This window comes from Streptomyces cellostaticus (assembly GCF_001513965.1).
In the GTDB taxonomy this organism is placed as follows: domain Bacteria; phylum Actinomycetota; class Actinomycetes; order Streptomycetales; family Streptomycetaceae; genus Streptomyces; species Streptomyces cellostaticus.
Genome location: NZ_KQ948036.1, coordinates 66,030 through 83,819 on the forward strand (window position 1 = coordinate 66,030; position 17,790 = coordinate 83,819).

Here is a 17,790-nt window from a genome sequence, read left to right on the forward strand (position 1 = left end):
GTGACCAACCCCATACGTTCTGAGTAGCCGCGCGGTAGCGCACTGTCAGTGCTTGCCCCTAGGCTGGTCCGCATGTCCCCCGATTTCCTGCCCCCTGGTTCCGTGCGGTCTGCTGCCGAGGTGAACGAGCAGATCCGGGCGCTGTGGCTGCGTGCGGGCGGCACCCTGTCGGCCCAGGAGCGCGCGGAGTACGAGCTGTTGGTGGTCGAGTGGGCGCAGGCCATCCGCGAGGAGGTCATCGAGGCGGCCTGAGGCCGGGGTGCGGTGCCGGGGCCGTAGGAGAAGACCTGCCGTGTCCGGCCCGGACGCCGTTCGATGATGCGGTTCCGGTGACACCGACCGGCGAACGGGTGCGGTCGCCGTAGGGTTCGTCTCATGACCGTCACAGGTGCGGCCCCGCCGGACGCGCCGCGCAGTGCCCTCGCCGATACCGTGCTGGAGAGGCTCACCGCCACGTATGCGGGCGCGGGTGATCCGGACAGGGCCGTGCCCATGCGGGCGTACATGAAGGACGTGGCGCCCTTTCTCGGCATCCCCACCCCGGAGCGCCGTGCCCTGTCCCGCACCGTGCTGGCCGGCACGGCCCGGCCCGACGAGGCCGACTGCGCCGCGATCGCCCTGCGCTGCTGGCGGCTGGCCGAGCGCGAGTACCACTACTTCGCCGTCGACTACCTGCGCCTGCACGCGGCCCGCTGCTCCTCCGCGTTCCTGCCCGTCGCCCGGTACCTCCTCACCACCGTCCCCTGGTGGGACACCGTCGACCTGCTCGCCGCGCACGTCGTCGGCGCCCTGGTCGCGGCCGACCCCGGGCTCACCGCCGACATGGACGCCTGGATCACCGACGACGACCTCTGGGTGGCCCGTGCCGCCCTGCTGCACCAGCTCCGCTACAAGGAACGCACCGACACCGAGCGGCTGTTCGCGTACTGCCTGCTCCAGTCCGGGCACCCCGACTTCTTCATCCGCAAGGCCATCGGCTGGTCCCTGCGCGAGTACGCCAAGACCGATCCCGAGGCCGTACGCGGCTTCCTGGCGCGGGAGCGCGGCCGGTTCGCTCCGCTGACGGTCCGTGAGGCGCTGAAGAACATCGGCTCCTGAGGGCCTCGTCCGACGGCCCTCGACGCGCGTACCGCGAAAAACCATTCGACGCCGGACATACCGTCGGCGATGATCGTCGTCATGTTCCGGTACGCCTTCCTCCTCGCAGCATCCGCCGTCGCGGATGCCCCGAAGGCTGCCGTCCCGATTCTCCTGGCCGCTGTCGACGGCGCCCGAAGCTGACCCTCTCCGGATCGTCCGGCGGACCCCGCAGGGGGAGGGTCGGGCAGTCCTTGGGGTCCCGCATCTCCTTACGGCTGAGAGACTTCGAGGTACAGCCATGTCCAAAACGGCATACGTGCGCACCAAGCCGCACCTGAACATCGGCACGATGGGCCACGTCGACCACGGCAAGACCACCCTGACCGCCGCCATCACCAAGGTCCTGGCCGAGCGCGGCAACGGCACCTTCGTCCCCTTCGACCGCATCGACCGGGCCCCGGAGGAGGCCGCCCGCGGCATCACCATCAACATCGCGCACGTCGAGTACGAGACCGACACCCGGCACTACGCCCACGTCGACATGCCGGGCCATGCCGACTACGTCAAGAACATGGTCACCGGCGCCGCGCAGCTCGACGGGGCGATCCTCGTCGTCTCCGCGCTCGACGGGATCATGCCGCAGACCGCCGAGCACGTGCTGCTCGCCCGGCAGGTGGGCGTCGACCACATCGTCGTCGCCCTGAACAAGGCCGACGCGGGTGACGAGGAGCTGAGCGACCTGGTCGAGCTGGAGGTCCGCGACCTGCTGACCGCGCAGGGGTATCCGGGGGACGCCGTACCCGTCGTACGCGTCTCCGGGCTGAAGGCCCTGGAGGGCGACCCGCGCTGGACGGCGTCGATCGAGGCGCTGCTCGACGCGGTCGACACCTACGTGCCGATGCCCGAGCGGTATCTGGACGCCCCGTTCCTGCTGCCGGTGGAGAACGTGCTCACCATCACCGGGCGGGGCACGGTCGTCACGGGTGCCGTGGAGCGCGGGACGCTCCGCCTGGGGGACCGGGTGTCGGTGCTCGGCGCCGACGTGGAGAGCGTCGTCACCGGGCTGGAGACCTTCGGCAAGCCGATGCAGGAGGCGCAGGCCGGGGACAATGTGGCTCTGCTGCTGCGGGGGGTGCCGCGGGACGCCGTCCGGCGGGGGCACGTGGTGGCTGCGCCGGGCAGTGTCGTACCCAGTCGCCGCTTCACGGCGCGGGTGTACGTGTTGTCCGGGCGCGAAGGCGGTCGTACGACTCCGGTGTCCACGGGCTACCGGCCGCAGTTCTACATCCGTACGGCGGATGTGGTGGGGGACGTCGACCTCGGGGAGGTGGCGGTCGCCCGGCCCGGGGAGACGGTGGAGATGAGTGTGGAGCTGGGGCGGGAGGTGCCGTTGGAGCCGGGGCTCGGGTTTGCCATCCGTGAGGGTGGGAGGACTGTGGGCGCCGGGACGGTCATCTCCGTCGGTTCGTAGGGGGTGAGGTGTGTGGGGGACTGCGGGGCCGTTGTGGCTGGTCGCGCCCACGCGGCGGAGCCGCATATCAATACTGCCCCGGGCCCCTGGGGTGGGTCTCCGTGCCCGGTGTCTGCCCGTACCGGTGACAATGGATTCGTGAGTGAAGCCATACCTGTGAGCCGCGCCGTCGATCACGGCACCGCCAAGTTGATGCCGGACGTCGATCGGGAGCGGGCCTGGCTGCTCACCGTGGACGGGGCGCCGCAGTCGTACGTCGATCTGGATGATCCCGCGTATCTGGAGTTCGAGTACGCGCGGCGGCTCGGGTATGTCCTGGACACCGTCGCCGAAGAGGGGCGGCCGCTGGATGTGCTGCACCTCGGGGGAGGGGCGCTGACGCTGCCGCGCTATGTGGCGGCCACCCGGCCCGGCTCCCGGCAGGACGTCGTCGAGGCCGACCGGGCCCTGCTGGAGCTGGTCGTCGAGCAGCTGCCGCTTGCGCAGGGCTCGGGTGTCGCGCTGCACGCGGCCGATGCCCGGGCCTGGCTGGAGGCCGCCCCGGACGACTCGGCCGACGTGCTGATCGCCGACGTGTTCGGCGGCTCACGCGTGCCGGCCCACCTCACCTCCCTCGCCTACGCCCGCGAGGCCGAGCGCGTGCTGCGTCCCGGCGGGGTCTATCTGACCAACCTCGCCGACGCGGCGCCGTTCGCCTTCCTGCGCTCCCAATTGGCCAATTTCGCGGCCGTGTTCGAGGAGCTGGCGTTGATCGCCGAGCCGGGGGTGCTGCGCGGGCGGCGGTTCGGCAACGCGGTGCTCGTCGCCTCGCACCGGAGTGTCGACACGGCCGCCCTCGCCCGCCGTACCGCCGCGGACGCCTTCCCTGCCCGGGTCGAACACGGTGCTGCGCTCAGGGACTTCATCGGCGCCGCCCGGCCGGTCCACGACACCGACGCCGTGCCCTCACCCGAGCCCCCCGACGGGGCTTTCGGCATCGGCTGAGGGGAGGTGGGCGGCGGTCGTCCGCTCGGTGCGGCGGGTCAGCGTGCGGACGTCCCGGACCAGCAGGACGAGGGCGGTGACCAGGACGACCAGGCCCGCGCAGCCCCACAGGGCGGCCGTGCGGCCGAACGCGGTCTCGGCGGGGCCGGCCAGGGCCGTGGCCAGCGGAACGAGGGAGACCGAGCCGAACCAGTCGTATGCCGAGACCCGGGAGAGTTTGTCCTCGGGGATCTCCTGGTGCAGCGCGGTCATCCAGGAGACGCTGAACACCTCCACCGTCGTGCCCGCGACGAACATGACCGCGTAGAGGACGCCCACCGGCACCGGCACGGCCAGCGCGGCCGAGGGCAGCGCCAGCGGGAAGACGCACAGGGTGCCTGCGAGGAGCAGGCGGCGGGGTTTCCAGCGGGTCATCAGCAGGGCGCCGGTCACCGTGCCCGCGCCGAACGCGGCCAGCGCCAGTCCCCAGGGGCCCGCCCCGCCCAGGCTGTCGCGGGCGACGAGCGGGCCGTAGACGGCGTCGGCCGCGCCGACCACCGCGTTGGCGATCGAGAACTGGACGACGATGCCCCACAGCCAGGGGCGGCCGATGAACTCCCGCCAGCCCTCCCGGAGATCGGCCAGCATGCCCTCACCCGGCTCGCGCGGCGGGATGTGACCGACGTCGAGGAAGGAGCGCAGGGCTCCGGCGACGGCGAAGGCAGCCGCGTCGATCGCGAGGACCCAGCCGGGGCCGATCGCCGCCACCAGTGCGCCGCCGAGCGCGGCGCCGCCGAGGGCCGCTCCCTGGGTGGCCATGCGGAAGAAGGCGAACGCCCGGGCCGCCTGTTCCCCGTCCACGGACGACATCAGCATGCCCTCGGCCGCCGGGCCGAAGAACGCCTGCCCGGTGCCGCCGAGCGCGGTGAGCAGCATCATCTGCCACAGCCGGGGTTCGCCGGTCAGCACGAGCAGTGCGAAGGCCGCCTGGGAGAGACAGTTGAGGGCGTTGGCCGCGACCATCACCCGGTGCCGGGGTACCCGGTCCGCGAGCGCGCCGCCGATGAGCAGGAACACCACCAGCGGCAGGGTCCGGGAGGCGGCCACCAGTCCCACGTCACCGCCGTCGCCGCCCGCGTCCAGCACGGCGAACGCGGCGGCGATGAGCGATCCGTTCGCGCCGAGACCGGTGATGACGGCCGCCGTGGCCAGGAGGGTGTAGTTGCGGCCCGCCCAGGAGGGTCTGGGCCGGTGGCGGGGGAGGGCTGACGTCACCGGGTGACTATCACTCGCGTGTGCCGCGGTTTCAAACCGGTTTCCGACGGCGGCGGCCGATCCGGTCAACTCGCCGTGCGTGGCGCGTTTTTGACTGCGGTGGAGGAGACTTTTAAGCTAATCAAGTCATGTTCATGACTTTTGTTGTGGTTGTGACGCATATGTGTAAACAGAGTGAGAAAGGATCTGCATGCGTAAGCATGTTGCAGCCCTGATGGGTACGGCGGCGCTCCTCGGTGCGGCCCTGCCCGCCGTCGTCGCGGCGCCCGCCTCGGCCTCGTCGTTCAGCTGCCAGCCCGTCGCTCACCGCTACGTGGTGACCAAGGCGAAGGCCCCGGTCCACAAGACGCCGGGCGCGCGCGGCACGGTGATCGGCTACGTGCACAAGGGCAACAAGGTGGTTTCCCGGTACGAGTGCCAGAAGAGCGACGGCACCTGGGAGTGCATCGAGCGCTGCCAGGTCTCCGACGACGGCCCGGGCTCGCTGTACGGCCACTGGGTCTACCGCGGTTACCTGCGGCAGGGCTGAGGCTCCATGGTGTTCCGGCCCGCCGTGTCGCGGCGGGCCGGAAAGCCCTGCGGGCTCAGTCGTTCGTCGGGGTTCCGTTCAGCCGGACCGTGCTGAGGATCTTCAGGACGGTCGCCTTGGGCATCTCGCCCTTCACGCCGGTCGCTCCGTAGAAGTTGAACGACACGTAGTCGTGGGTCGAGTTCTGGAAGCCGAACGTGAGTGCCTTGCCGTCGGTCACGCACTTGCCCTTGCGTGGCGTGTGGGTCGACTGGGCCCACGCGTAACTGCCCTCGATGCCCGAAGTGGTCTTGAAGGGGGTGGCCTTCTTGTCCCACGAGATGCTCTTCTTGTCCGGCATGGTGTAGCCGCCGTAGACCCACCAGGCCGGCGTGTTGATCGCGATCTCGTCCGTGTTCTTGGCACCGCTGGCGCCCTTGGTGCCCATGACCGCCAGCGGGGTGTCCTGGGTACGGCCGTCCTTGTCGTCGTCGGACGTGCACCACTTGGACTTGTACTGGGCGAGGCCCGACATGGTGATGCCCTTGTCCTTCTCGGAGTTCGGGAAGTCGAAGCCGACCCCGACGCCGGGGGCCTGGACCTCCCAGTCCGACGGCACGTCGAAGGCGACGCCCCACTTGGGGTTCACTACGACCTTCCAGCCGGCGATCGTCGGCTTGTCGGTCTCGTTGCTCCGCGGGTCGTCGCCCGACCCCGACGCGGATGCGCTCGGGCCGGAGGACGAAGACCTGGCTGGGCTGCTCGGCTTGTCGGCCTCGTCCTTCTTGTCCTTGTTGCCCAGGACCAGGAACGCGGTCACGCCGGCGGCCACCACCACGGCCGCGGCCGCCACGATCGCGACGACCTTCGTCCGGTTCCCGCCACCGCCACCGCCGCCCGGCGAGGGCTGCGGGGCCCCCGCGGGTGCCGGAGCCCCCCACTGTGGCTGCTGCGCATAGGGGCCGGGCTGTTGGTAGCCGGGCTGCTGGTACGGATTCGGCTGCTGGTACCCCGGCTGCTGGTACGGGTTGTTCTGCGGGTTCTGCTCGCCCCCGGGCGGCTGCTGCTGTCCTGGCCACATGGGGGCCCACCCTAGCGGCGTCAGGAACACGATTCGGTCACCACCCCTCGCCAGGGTTGTAGCGAAGCGGAGCCCGCTCTGGTCAGCCGCGGCTACTCATGAGTAACATGGCGGCATGAGCACAGACCAGATGTCGATCGGCGAGATGCTCGCCGCCACCGTGCCCATGGCCCGGACGCTGAACCTGGAGTTCCTGGAGACCTCTCCGGAGAAGGCCGTGGTGTCCCTGCCGGACCAGGGTGAGTACCACAACCACGTGGGCGGCCCGCACGCCGGCGCGATGTTCACGCTCGGGGAGTCGGCCAGCGGCGCCATCGTCCTGGCCGCGTTCGGGGACCAGCTCCCGCGCGCCGTGCCGCTCGCCGTGCGGGCCGAGATCGGCTACAAGAAGCTGGCGATGGGCGCCGTCACCGCGACCGCGACCCTGGGCCGCCCGGCCGCCGACGTCGTGGCCGAACTGGACGCGGGGCAGCGCCCCGAGTTCCCGGTGGCGATCGAGATCCGGCGCGCGGACGGAGCAGTGACGGGCGAGATGCAGGTCGTGTGGACGCTGCGGCCCAACAGCAAGGACTGAAGCGGTACTTGGAAGAGGGGCCCGGCCGGGCCCCTCTTCTGCTGCGCCGCCTCAGGCGGCCCGGCGCCGGTCCCGGGTGTCTGCCCCGTCGTTCTCAAGACCCGCCACGAACTCCTTGAGCCAGCCCATGAATTCGGGGCCGAGGTCCGGGCGGGCGCAGGCCAGGCGGACCACCGTGCGCAGGTAGTCGGCCTTGTCGCCGGTGTCGTAGCGCAGGCCGTCGAAGACGACCCCGTGCATCGTGCCGGTCGTGGCCAGGTCCTGGAGGGCGTCGGTCAGCTGGATCTCGCCGCCGCGTCCGGGCGGGGTGCGTTCCAGGACGCCGAAGACGGCGGGGTCGAGGACATAGCGGCCGATGACCGCGTAGCGGCTCGGCGCCGTCTGTGCCGACGGCTTCTCCACCAGGCCGGTGACGCGTACGACGCCCGCCTCGCCGGTGGGCTCCACCGCCGCGCAGCCGTAGAGGTGGATCTGTGCCGGGTCGACCTCCATCAGCGCGACCACGCTGCCCGCGTATCGGTCGCGGACCTCCAGCATGCGGCTGAGCAGGGTCTCGCGCGGGTCGATCAGGTCGTCGCCGAGCAGAACGGCGAAGGGCTGGTTCCCGACGTGGTGGCGGGCGCAGAGGACGGCGTGGCCGAGACCCAGCGGGTCGCCCTGGCGGATGTGGTGGATGTCGGCGAGCCGCGCGGGATCGCGTACGGCGTCCAGGCGCACGGTGTCGCCCTTGGCCGCCAGCGCCTGCTCGAGCTCGACGGCGTGGTCGAAGTGGTCCTCGATGGCCCGCTTGTGCCGGCCGGTCACCATCAGGATGTCGTCCAGCCCGGCCGCGGCGGCCTCCTCGACGACGTACTGGATGGCCGGCTTGTCCACGACCGGAAGCATCTCCTTCGGCGTCGCCTTGGTCGCGGGCAGGAACCGGGTGCCGAGCCCGGCGGCCGGGACGACCGCCTTGCGCACCGGACGGGGGGAGGCGGGGGCCGCTGTGGAGTGGGGGGCGATCATGCGGCCATGCTGCGGCACGCGGATGAGAGCGCACCGAGAGAAACGTGGGAACCGGCTGTGGGTGGGCCGTCGTGCGGCGGTCGCCCGTCGTGCGGCGGTCGCCGGGAAGTTGGAGATCCCGTGTGCCATCCGGCTTTTGCCGCACACAAGATGACCGTCACGCAACCCCCGCTTCTCGATCGCGTGGCGATACCGTCGGTAACTGTCGAGTAATTCACCGATTTTGAAGTCGGGTCAATCGAACTTCTTGTTTCCTGTGAGGGGCGTGTGCGAAGGTGAGCCTCCCCACGGGAGGGCAAAGGCCATGACCGAACGCTGAGGCCGGCCCTTTAGGTATGCACCAATCAGGCACTGCTTTCCGACAGGACGTCCTTTCGTGTGCCGTCCTGCGGCTGGAAAGGAAATGGTTTCGTGCACTCCCCCTACCCCCCACGCCCACCGTTCCCGCCCTGCCCCGGTTCGCTGCCGGGGGAGTCCGACCGCAATCTCGTCGCCCAGCTGGGCGGCCCGGACGGCGGCCGGCATCACGCCGTCGCCCTGCTGCTGGCCCGGCACTGGCGGTCCACGCGCGACTATGCGGTCGTCTGCCTGGCCGCCGCCGGGCCTTCGGCGCAGCTCGTGGCCACCGCCGCCGTCCAGCGAGTACTCGGCCGGCTGGCCGGCGGGGCGGTCGGCGGCGCCCTGCGCCCGCAGCTCCTCGTCACCGTCCGGGAGACCGTCCGCGCCTGGGCCGCCGACGACGCGGCATGCGTGGTCATGCCGGAATTGCGCAAACCCACCGGCGGCCGTGGTCTACGCGCGACAATGCCCGGCACGCCCGAAAGGCGGCAACTCGCAGAACGCGCTTTCCAGGCCCTGCCCGGCGCCTCCCAATGCCTTCTGTGGCATACCGAGGTCGAGGCGGAACCCATAAACATACCCGCTGGTCTGCTGGGGATCGACGTGGCCACCGCGGCGGCCGCCCTGGAGCAGGCCCGCGAGCAATTCCGGGCGGGCTGCGTACGCGCCCACCGGGAAGTCGCGCCCTCCGGGGAATGCCGCTTCTACAACCGCCTCCTGGACGTCCCGATTCGCCGAGGCGGCTCTCTGCTCCCCGATGTGCAACAGCACCTGACGGCCTGTCGCCACTGCCGGCATGCCGCCGAACAGCTCAGCCATTTCGAGGGCGGCCTGGACGTCCTGCTCGCCGAGACCGTGCTCGGCTGGGGCGCCCGCCGCTACCTCGACTCCCGCCCCGGCCGCGGTGCCGTCGAAGAGTGGCCGTGCGAGCCCCCGGCGGTGCACCCGGGACCGGGCGGCCGGCACCGTACGGCGCCCGAGGGCAGACGCCGTACGGCTCTGGCGGTCGGCGTCGGCCTCACCGCGCTCGCCTTGCTCGCCACCGTGCTCGTCACCAAGGGCTGGTCCGATGACAACGGTGTCCCGGGTCCGCACGTCACCTGGGGCGCCCCGGTCGGCCAGTCCGCCCGCCCCGGCGCCACCGGCCGGCGTTCGTCTGCCGCCTCCCCGTCCGCCGCCTCGGTCGGCGAGACCGTCGAGGCCGCCCATGGCCGGCTGCGCTCTCTCGCCTCCGGGCGCTGTCTGGACGTGCGCGGAGGCAGGGCCGAGACGGGCGCCGCTGTCCTGCTGGCCGGATGTTCGTCCGCCGGCTCGCAGCAGTGGTCGTACCGGGATGACGGGCTGCTGCGCAGCGCCGCCGACCCCACCCTCTGCCTGGCCGCCGACCCCGGGACGCGCACGGTCGTGGTGTCCGGCTGCGTCGTGCACGCCGGAGAGGTGGCGTACGACCTCACGGTCCGCGGCGAACTGCTGCTCCGTCGGCCGGGGGGTCTTGCCCTCTCCCCGGGATCCGGGACGTCCTCCGCCCGTGTGGTGGTGGCAGCCCGCGACGGGTCCGGCGAGCAGTTGTGGGTCCTGGAACCGGAAGCGGCCGCGGCGCCGCACGCCTCCGCCGCGCCGGACGCGCCGGATCCGGGGCGCCCCGAGCCCTCGCGGCGATCCGCCGGGCAGCCCGGCGAGGACGCCCCGAGGGACAAGCCCGGGCCGGGGACCCGGCCGCCCGAACGGGGGGAAGAGGAGTACGAGCCCCGGATCGCCCAGGTCGGCACCGGCGACGCCCCCGCTCCGGTCCGGCCCGCGGCTTCCCGTGACCTCGTGGGCGCGCTCGTGCCCCCGGTCACCGGCACCGTCACCGCCGTGTCGACCGCCGTGGGCTCCCTGCTGGGCTGACCGACGCCCGAGGGCCACCCGGCGGGTGGCCCTCGCCCGCTGTCCCCCCACCTCCCCGGCGTCCGGCCGGCCGCGTGCCGCGATCGAGCCACCGGGGGGAAGTCATGCGGAATTTACAGAAGTCGCTTCCATGCCACGGTGTGTTGCCGCCGGGCGTGTGGGCGGTGAACGCTCCTGGCGCTTTGCCGGACTTGCGAGGGTGTGTGGAGGGGTAAGAGAACGCGGTGCAGCCGTGGCGCCGACAGGGATTGCTCGGATTTTCAATTGCTTGCGGTGAATTCGCCGGGCTGGCCGGATCGATGCCACCGTCCACGAAAGGGCCGCGACGTTATTGACCCGTGAGTAACAGCTCGCTAGGTTCCGGTGGCCTCGCACCAGAGCCTTTGCCGCACAAGCACAAACCCCCCACCGTGCTGTCTTGCCGTTTCTTCGGAGCAACATGACCTCCCCTGTGCGCGCCCACGACCTGATCCTGTGCCTCACCCCCTTCGGTGAACCCGACGCCGGACTCGCCGCGGCCGCCTGCGGTGCCGGTGCGTTCGGCATCCTCGACCTGGGCGACGGCGATCGCAGATCCCGCGAGGAGCTGACCCGGCTGAGACGAGCGGCGCTGGGACCCTTCGGCGTGCGGGTGGCCGGACGCTGCGCCCTGCACCCCGCCGACCTGGACGGGGCGCCCGACACGGTGGTCCTCGCCCCCGACGCTCCCTGGAACGTGGGCGAAGCAGCCGCGCTGTACCGGGTGCTGGCCGAAGTCACCGATCTGGCCGAGGCGCGGGAGGCGGTCCGCGCCGGGGCGCACGGGCTGATCGCCCGGGGTGCCGAGAGCGGCGGCCGGACCGGCGGTCTGAGCACCTTCGTCCTGCTTCAACTGCTGCTTTCCGAAGGCGAGTTGCACGTGCCTGTCTGGGCCTGCGGAGGCATCGGCCCGCGTACGGCGGCGGCCGCCGTGGCCGGCGGGGCGGCCGGTGTGGTCCTGGACAGCCAGCTGGCCCTGCTGGCCGAGTCGGCACTGCCCGAGGCGACCCGGGCCGCGCTGCGGTCCCTGGACGGCTCCGAGACCGTGGTCCTGGCCGGGCACCGGGTACTGCGCAGGCGCGGCCCCGGCGCCCCGCACCCGCCCGCCGACGACCCCGCAGCGATCGCCTCCCTGCTCGGTGCACGGGACCTGCGCCGCCAACTCCTCCCGGTGGGCCAGGACGGCTTCCTCGCCGCACGGTTCGCCGAGCGGTGGGGGGACGTGCGGCGGACGGTGCGGGAAGTGAGGGCGGCGATCGGAGCAGCCGTCGGGCCGGTGGAGTCGGCCGGCGGTGGGTCCGGCCGGGCGCTGCGGCCCGGGTCGGCCATGAGCCGGGCGCTCGGTACCCGGCTCCCGGTCGCCCAGGGGCCCATGACGCGGGTCAGCGACCAGGCGGCCTTCGCCGCCGTCGTCGCCGAGGACGGCGCGCTGCCGTTCCTGGCGCTGGCCCTGGCCGACGGCGAGCGGACCCGGTCGATGCTGACCGAGGCGCGTGCCGTGCTCGACGGACGGCCCTGGGGCGTGGGCGTGCTCGGCTTCGCGCCCGAGGACATCAGGAACGCCCAACTGGAGGCCGTACGGGAGCTGCGGCCCACGCACGCGATCATCGCGGGCGGACGACCCGCACAGGCCGAGGTGCTGGAGCGGGCCGGGATCCGCACCTTCCTGCACGTGCCCTCGCCGGGGCTGCTGCGGCAGTTCCTGCAGGCCGGAGCGCGCAGGTTCGTGTTCGAGGGATCCGAGTGCGGCGGACATGTCGGTCCGCGCGCCTCCTTCCCGCTGTGGGAGGCCCAACTCGCCGTACTGGAAGACTTCCTGGCCGACGCCGACGCCGATGCCGATGCCGAGCCCGCGCAGCAGTTGGAGGTGTTCTTCGCGGGCGGCATCCACGACGAGCGGTCCGCCGCGATGGCCGCTGCCCTCGCCGCGCCCCTCACCGCCCGGGGCGCCGCCGTCGGTGTCCTGATGGGCACCGCCTACCTGTTCACCGAGGAGGCCGTGGCGCACGGCGCGATCCAGCCGCTCTTCCAGCGGCAGGTGCTGACCGCCACCACCACCGCCCTGCTGGAGACCGCACCCGGCCACGCCACCCGCTGCGTCCCCAGCCCCTTCACCGCCGGCTACCACGACCGCGAAGCCCGGTTACGCGCGTCCGGCCTGCCCGACCGTGAGGTGTGGGAGGCGCTGGAGCGGCTCAACGTCGGGCGGCTGCGCATCGCCAGCAAGGGCGTCGAGCGCTCCGCCCAGGGCGAGTTGTGCGGCGTGGGCGAGCAACGGCAGCTCAGCGACGGGATGTTCATGGCCGGCGAGGTCGCCGTACTGCGCTCGGAGACCACCACCGTCGCCTCCCTGCACCACTCGGTCACCGACGGCGCCGCCGACTTCCTCACCGCCCGGGCCGCGCGGCCCACCTCCCGCACGGCCGCCGAAGCGGCGCCGCCCGCACCACTCGACGTCGCCGTCGTCGGCATGGCCTGCATGTTCCCGCAGGCCCCCGACCTCGCCACCTTCTGGGCGAACATCGTCACCGGACACGACGCCGTCACCGAGGTCCCGCCCGACCGCTGGGACCCCGAGGTGCACCACACAGCCGGCAGCACGGCCTCCAGATGGGGCGGCTTCCTGCCCCGCATCCCCTTCGACCCGCTGAGCTACGGCATCCCGCCCGCCTCCCTCGGCAGCATCGAGCCGGTCCAGCTGCTGTCCCTGGAGGCGGCCCGGCGCGCCCTGGAGGACGCCGGATACGGCGACCGGGGGCGGGAGTTCGACCGCTCCCGCACCTCCGTCGTCTTCGGCGCCGAGGCGGGCAGCGACCTGTCCAACGCCGCCACCCTGCGCGCCGTGCTCCCCTCGTACTACGGCAAGGTCCCCGACGGTCTCGAAGACCAGCTGCCCCGGTTGACCGAGGACTCCTTCCCCGGCATGCTCGCCAACGTCATCTCCGGCCGCATCGCCAACCGCCTGGACCTCGGCGGCGCCAACTACACCGTCGACGCGGCCTGCGCCTCCTCCCTCGCCGCGCTCGACGTGGCCTGCAAGGAACTCGTCTCCGGCAGCAGCGACGTCGTCCTGTGCGGCGGAGCCGACCTGCACAACGGCATCAACGACTTCGTCCTGTTCTCCTCCGTGCACGCCCTCTCGCCGACCGGCCGCTCCCGCGCCTTCGACGACTCCGCCGACGGCATCGCCCTCGGCGAGGGCGTGGCCTGCGTGGTCCTCAAGCGGCTCGCGGACGCCGAACGCGACGGCGACCGCATCTACGGTGTGATCAAGGGCGTCGGCTCCGCCAGTGACGGCCGCTCCCTCGGCCTGACCGCACCTCGCCCCGAAGGACAGCGGGCCGCGCTGCTGCGCGCCTACCGCAACGCCGGTGTCTCACCCGCCGAGGTCGGCCTCGTCGAGGCGCACGGCACCGGCACGGTCGTCGGTGACCGTACCGAACTCACCGTGCTCGGCGAGGTGTTCACCGAGGCGGGCGCCGAAACCGGCTCCTGTGCGCTCGGCTCGGTCAAGTCGCAGATCGGGCACACCAAGTGCGCCGCCGGACTCGCTGGCCTCATCAAGACCACCCTCGCCCTGTACACCGGGGTCAAGCCGCCCACCCTGCACCTGGAGCGGCCGGGCGCGGCCTGGTCGGAGGAGGACAGCCCGTTCGCCTTCCACACCCGCGCCCAGCCCTGGGCGGCACCGGCCGCCGAACGCCTCGCCGGAGTCAGCGCGTTCGGCTTCGGCGGGACCAACTTCCATGTGGTCGTGGGCGCGTACGGCGACGCGGTGCCGCCACAGCAGACCCTGGACGCCTGGCCCGCCGAGCTGTTCCTGTTCCGGGGCAAGGACACGGCCGCGGCCCACCGGGACGCCGAGCAGATCCTCCAGGCCGCCGAGGCCGACGGCCGCCCGTGGCGCCTGCGCGACCTCGCCCTCGCCGCGGCCCGCCGCGCGGACACCTCCCACGAACCGGTGCGGGCGGCGGTCGTGGCCCGCGACGTGGCGGAGCTGACCGCCCAACTGCGCCGGCTCCTGGCCGGGGAGCACGATCCGGCGGCCGGGATCCACCTGAGCGAGCCGACTGCGCCGGGTGGGATCGGCTTGAGCGCGCCGACTGTGCCGACCGCGCCGACTGTGCCGACCGCGCCGACCGCGCCGGGCGGGATCGGCCAGAGCGCGCCGGTTCCGTCGGCTGGTGATGCCAAGGTCGCGCCGGTTCCGTCGGCTGGTGATGCCAAGGTCGCGCCGGTTCCGTCGGCTGGTGATGCCAAGGTCGCGCCGGTTCCGTCGGCTGGTGATGCCAAGGTCGCGCCGGTTCCGTCGGCCGGTGATGCCAAGGTCACCGCGATTCCGCCGGCCGGTGACGCCATGGTCGCCCCGATTCCGTCGGCCGGTGACGCCAAAGTCGCCTTCCTCTTCCCCGGGCAGGGCAGCCAGCGGCCCGGCATGCTCGCCGACCTGCTGGTCACCCTGCCCGAGCTGCGGCACTACCTCCACCTCGGCCGCGCCCACGCCGACCGGCTGTACCCACCGGCCGCGTTCGACGAAGCCGCCGGTGAGCGCCGCCGGGCCGCCCTCACCGACACCCGGGCCGCGCAGCCCGCGCTCGGCATCACGGGCCTTGCCGCCCATGCCTTCCTCACCGCCGCCGGCGTCCACCCGGACCTCGCGGCCGGGCACAGCTATGGGGAGCTGGTCGCCCTGAGCGCGGCCGGAGCCCTCGACCCGGAGACCCTCCTGGAGCTGAGCACCGAGCGCGCCGGCGCGATCCTGGCGGCCGCGGGCGACGCCCCCGGCACCATGGCCGCCGTAGGAGCCCGGGCCGAGGACGTCGAACGCGTACTGCGCGCCGCGCAGACACCCGAGTCGGTCGTCGTGGCCAATCGCAACTCGCCCGAGCAGTCGGTGATTTCGGGTCCCACGGTCGAAGTCGAGGAAGCCGTACGGCTGTTGCGGCAGGCCGGTCTCGGTGCGCGGCGCATCCCCGTCGCCTGCGCCTTCCACAGCCCGGTGGTGGCCGCCGCGGGGGAGCGGTTCGCCAAGGTCCTCGCGGACAAGGCCGTACGGGTCCCCGAGTTCCCCGTCTGGGCCAACCGCACGGCCGCGCCGTACCCCCTGGACGCCGACGCCGTACGCGCGGAACTCGCCGCCCAGATCGGCGCGCCGGTCGCCTTCGCCGACCAGATCGAGGCGATGTACGAGGCAGGAGCGCGGACCTTCGTCGAGGCCGGTCCCGGCCGGGTCCTCACCCGGCTCGTCGGCCAGATCCTCGGCGACCGCCCGCACCGCACCGTCGCCTGCGAGCCCCGCGCCGACAGCGGTCTGGCCGGCTGGCTCGACGCACTCGCCCGACTGGCCGTCACCGGGCTGCCGGTGCGCACCGCCTGGCTCTTCCGGGGCCGGGACGCCGTCGACGCGGTCCGGACGCCCGCGCCGCGGCGGCCCGGCTGGACGGTCGACGGACACCTCGTGCGCACCGCCGACGGAGCACTTCTGCCCGGTGCCCTCGCACCGGCCCGACGAGTCGTGGAGACCACTGTGACGACGAACCCGCCGTACGGCGACCCGGCCGGCCGGGACGCGCTGATCTCCGAATACCTGCGCACCAGCCGGGAGATGATCGCCGCCCAGCGCGATGTGCTGCTCACCTACTTCGGTGCGGCGCCCGGAGCGACCCCGCCGGCACCTGCCGCTCCCACCCCGCTCCCGCAGGTCGCGCTCCCCGAGCCCGGTGAACTCCCTGTGCCGGAACCGTCGTTGCCCGATCCGGCCGAACCCGGGCACGACGTCGAGCGTGTCGTCCTGGAGATCATCAGCGAGCGCACCGGTTACCCCGTCGACATGATCGAGCCCGACCTCGACCTGGAGGCCGATCTGAGCATCGACTCGATCAAGCGGGCCGAGATAGCGGGCGAACTCGCCAGGCGCCTGGGGATTGCGAGCGGGGCGGAACTCCTGGACGACGCGGAACTGGAGGAACTGACCAAGGCACGTACGGCCGCGGCGGTGACGGCCTGGCTGACGGCACGGGCCGGCGGCGGGGCGGCCGAGGAACCCCTGCCGACACCGGCGGTGTCCGAAGCGCCCGCCTCCACGGCGTCCGCAGCGGCGCCCCCCGGCGATGCTCCCCGGCGCTGTGAGCTGCGCCCGGTGGTCCTCCCGCAGGCGGAGAGCGCGACGGACCCCGCGTCCGTCCTGTCCGGCCGGCGCTTCGCCCTTCTCGGCGACGGCGGGGGTGCCGCGGCCGAGGTCGCCGCCCGGCTCACCGCGCACGGCGCCCACGCGGTGACCGTCGGCCCCGACCACCTGCTCGGCGAGGCCGACGGCACGGTCGACGGCGTCCTCTACCTGGGCGCGCTCGGCGGCCCGGAGCTGCCGGTGCTGCCCGAGGTCTTCCCGGTGGTGCAGGCGGCCCTGGCGCGCGCCCCGCGCAGCCTGCTGGCCGTCCGGCCCGCCGACGGCGCTCAGGCGATGCGTTCGGCCGGTCTGCACGGCCTCTTCCGCAGCGTCGCCCGGGAGTACCCCGACACCCTCGCCCGGATCGTCACCGTCCCCGACACCGCTCCCGCGGCCGTCGCCGACGCCCTGCTCGCCGAACTGCTCGCACCGGAGCCGGCCCCCGTCGTCCTGCGCACGGCCACCGGCCTGCGGCACGGTCTCGAGCTGGTGCCCGCGCCGCTGGGACCGCTCGGCAGCACCGGCGCGGGCCCGGCCGGGGATGGTGCCGCCGAGGCCGCCGCGCTCGGCCTCGACCGGGACTCCGTGGTACTGCTGGTCGGCGGCGCCCGGGGCATCACGGCGAGGTTCGCGATCGCGCTGGCCGCCGCGAGCCGCTGCCGTATCGAACTGCTCGGCCGCACCCCCGCGCCCACCGCGCCCGAGCCTCGGGGGACCGCCGCCGCCCGCACCGCCGTCGAACTGCGCGCCGCCCTCGCCGCGGACGGCACGCTGAAGCCGACCGAGATCAACCGGGCCGCCGAACTGATCCTGGCCCAGCGGGAGATCACCGACACCCTCGCCGAACTCACCGCCCTCGGCAGCGAGGCCCGCTACCGTTCGGTGGACTTCCGCGAACGGGAGGCCGCACTGCAGGCGGTCAAGGAGATCCACGCCGAACAGGGCAGGCTCGACGGAGTCGTCTTCGCCGCCGGGGTGATCGAGGACCGGCTGATCGCCGAGAAGACCCCCGAGTCCTTCCGGCGCGTGTACGGGACGAAGACGGCCGGGGCCGCCGCCCTGCTCGCCGCGCTGGAGGACCTTCCGGGCGGACCGGCGTTCACCGTGCTGTTCGGCAGCATCGCCGCCGTCCTCGGCAACCGCGGCCAGGCCGACTACGCCGCCGCGAACGACGCCCTGGAGCGCCTCGGTGCCGACTGGGCCGACCGCACAGGCCGCCGCGCGCTCACCGTGCACTGGGGCCCCTGGGCGCCGTCCGGCAGCCACAACGGCATGGTCGGTGCGGAACTCGGCCGGGAGTACGCCCGCCGCGGGGTGCAGCTGATCGACCCGGACGAGGGCACCGCGGCCCTGCTCCGGGAGCTGGCCTGGGGCGACCGCTCGGCCCGCGCCGTCGTCTACACCGCCTCGGGCTGGTGAG

At 73.0% G+C, this 17,790-nt stretch carries 11 protein-coding genes; 8 read left to right on the top strand and 3 right to left on the bottom strand.

Going from position 1 to position 17,790, the window contains the following annotated elements; translation table 11 throughout:
- The first annotated feature begins 72 nt into the window (after nucleotides 1-72).
- The 4 genes from AQI88_RS43825 (at nucleotide 73) to AQI88_RS31705 (ending at nucleotide 3,535) form a co-directional block, all read left to right on the top strand.
- Entirely contained in the window at nucleotides 73-252 is a 180-nt protein-coding gene (locus tag AQI88_RS43825; RefSeq protein ID WP_079057942.1) for a hypothetical protein, read from the top strand.
- Between the two features lie 123 nt (nucleotides 253-375).
- Nucleotides 376-1,098, top strand: a complete 723-nt coding sequence (locus AQI88_RS31695; protein WP_067005732.1) for a DNA alkylation repair protein — start codon at nucleotides 376-378, stop codon at nucleotides 1,096-1,098.
- A gap of 280 nt (nucleotides 1,099-1,378) precedes the next feature.
- Nucleotides 1,379-2,551 (top strand): elongation factor Tu, encoded by a 1,173-nt coding sequence (gene tuf / locus AQI88_RS31700; protein WP_067005734.1) that lies wholly within the window; start codon nucleotides 1,379-1,381, stop codon nucleotides 2,549-2,551.
- Nucleotides 2,552-2,689: 138 nt separating this feature from the next.
- Complete coding sequence (locus AQI88_RS31705; RefSeq protein WP_067005736.1) at nucleotides 2,690-3,535, top strand: spermidine synthase; 846 nt, start codon at nucleotides 2,690-2,692, stop codon at nucleotides 3,533-3,535.
- Here the strand turns inward: AQI88_RS31705 and AQI88_RS31710 are convergent.
- Nucleotides 3,497-4,789, bottom strand: a complete 1,293-nt coding sequence (locus AQI88_RS31710; protein ID WP_067005738.1) for an MFS transporter — start codon at nucleotides 4,787-4,789, stop codon at nucleotides 3,497-3,499. The two genes, AQI88_RS31705 and AQI88_RS31710, sit on opposite strands and share 39 nt — an antisense overlap.
- 190 nt (nucleotides 4,790-4,979) lie before the next feature.
- Here AQI88_RS31710 and AQI88_RS31715 point away from each other — a divergent pair, with 190 nt between their 5' ends.
- Nucleotides 4,980-5,318, top strand: a complete 339-nt coding sequence (locus AQI88_RS31715; protein ID WP_159050452.1) for a hypothetical protein — start codon at nucleotides 4,980-4,982, stop codon at nucleotides 5,316-5,318.
- Nucleotides 5,319-5,373: 55 nt separating this feature from the next.
- On the opposite strand, the gene AQI88_RS31720 is transcribed toward AQI88_RS31715, so the two are convergent.
- The gene (locus AQI88_RS31720) at nucleotides 5,374-6,378 is read right to left on the bottom strand and encodes a DUF8017 domain-containing protein (protein WP_067005742.1); all 1,005 of its coding nucleotides are present in this window, start codon (nucleotides 6,376-6,378) and stop codon (nucleotides 5,374-5,376) included.
- Nucleotides 6,379-6,493: 115 nt separating this feature from the next.
- Between AQI88_RS31720 and AQI88_RS31725 the strand changes: the two genes are divergently transcribed.
- Nucleotides 6,494-6,952: a DUF4442 domain-containing protein gene (locus AQI88_RS31725; RefSeq protein WP_208615954.1), complete on the top strand. Its 459-nt coding sequence runs from the start codon at nucleotides 6,494-6,496 to the stop codon at nucleotides 6,950-6,952.
- 51 nt (nucleotides 6,953-7,003) lie between these two features.
- On the opposite strand, the gene galU is transcribed toward AQI88_RS31725, so the two are convergent.
- The gene (gene galU, locus AQI88_RS31730) at nucleotides 7,004-7,957 is read right to left on the bottom strand and encodes a UTP--glucose-1-phosphate uridylyltransferase GalU (RefSeq protein WP_067005746.1); all 954 of its coding nucleotides are present in this window, start codon (nucleotides 7,955-7,957) and stop codon (nucleotides 7,004-7,006) included.
- 411 nt (nucleotides 7,958-8,368) lie between these two features.
- Between galU and AQI88_RS31735 the strand changes: the two genes are divergently transcribed.
- Nucleotides 8,369-10,186 carry an RICIN domain-containing protein gene (locus AQI88_RS31735; protein ID WP_067005748.1) on the top strand — a complete coding sequence of 606 codons (1,818 nt, stop codon included), beginning with the start codon at nucleotides 8,369-8,371 and terminating at the stop codon, nucleotides 10,184-10,186.
- 439 nt (nucleotides 10,187-10,625) lie between these two features.
- A complete protein-coding gene (locus AQI88_RS43830; RefSeq protein WP_079057937.1) occupies nucleotides 10,626-17,789 on the top strand; it encodes a type I polyketide synthase in 7,164 nt (2,387 codons plus the stop codon).
- The last annotated feature ends 1 nt before the right edge of the window (nucleotide 17,790 follow it).

What these genes read in the sequence shown, in the direction of transcription:
- AQI88_RS31715 (WP_159050452.1), top strand. Translation starts at nt 4,980, where the DNA reads ATGCGTAAGCATGTTGCAGCCCTGATGGGTACGGCGGCGCTCCTCGGT.
- AQI88_RS31725 (WP_208615954.1), top strand. Translation starts at nt 6,494, where the DNA reads ATGAGCACAGACCAGATGTCGATCGGCGAGATGCTCGCCGCCACCGTG.
- AQI88_RS31695 (WP_067005732.1), top strand. Translation starts at nt 376, where the DNA reads ATGACCGTCACAGGTGCGGCCCCGCCGGACGCGCCGCGCAGTGCCCTC.
- AQI88_RS43830 (WP_079057937.1), top strand. Translation starts at nt 10,626, where the DNA reads ATGACCTCCCCTGTGCGCGCCCACGACCTGATCCTGTGCCTCACCCCC.
- AQI88_RS31720 (WP_067005742.1), bottom strand. Translation starts at nt 6,378, where the DNA reads ATGTGGCCAGGACAGCAGCAGCCGCCCGGGGGCGAGCAGAACCCGCAG.
- AQI88_RS43825 (WP_079057942.1), top strand. Translation starts at nt 73, where the DNA reads ATGTCCCCCGATTTCCTGCCCCCTGGTTCCGTGCGGTCTGCTGCCGAG.
- galU (WP_067005746.1), bottom strand. Translation starts at nt 7,957, where the DNA reads ATGATCGCCCCCCACTCCACAGCGGCCCCCGCCTCCCCCCGTCCGGTG.
- tuf (WP_067005734.1), top strand. Translation starts at nt 1,379, where the DNA reads ATGTCCAAAACGGCATACGTGCGCACCAAGCCGCACCTGAACATCGGC.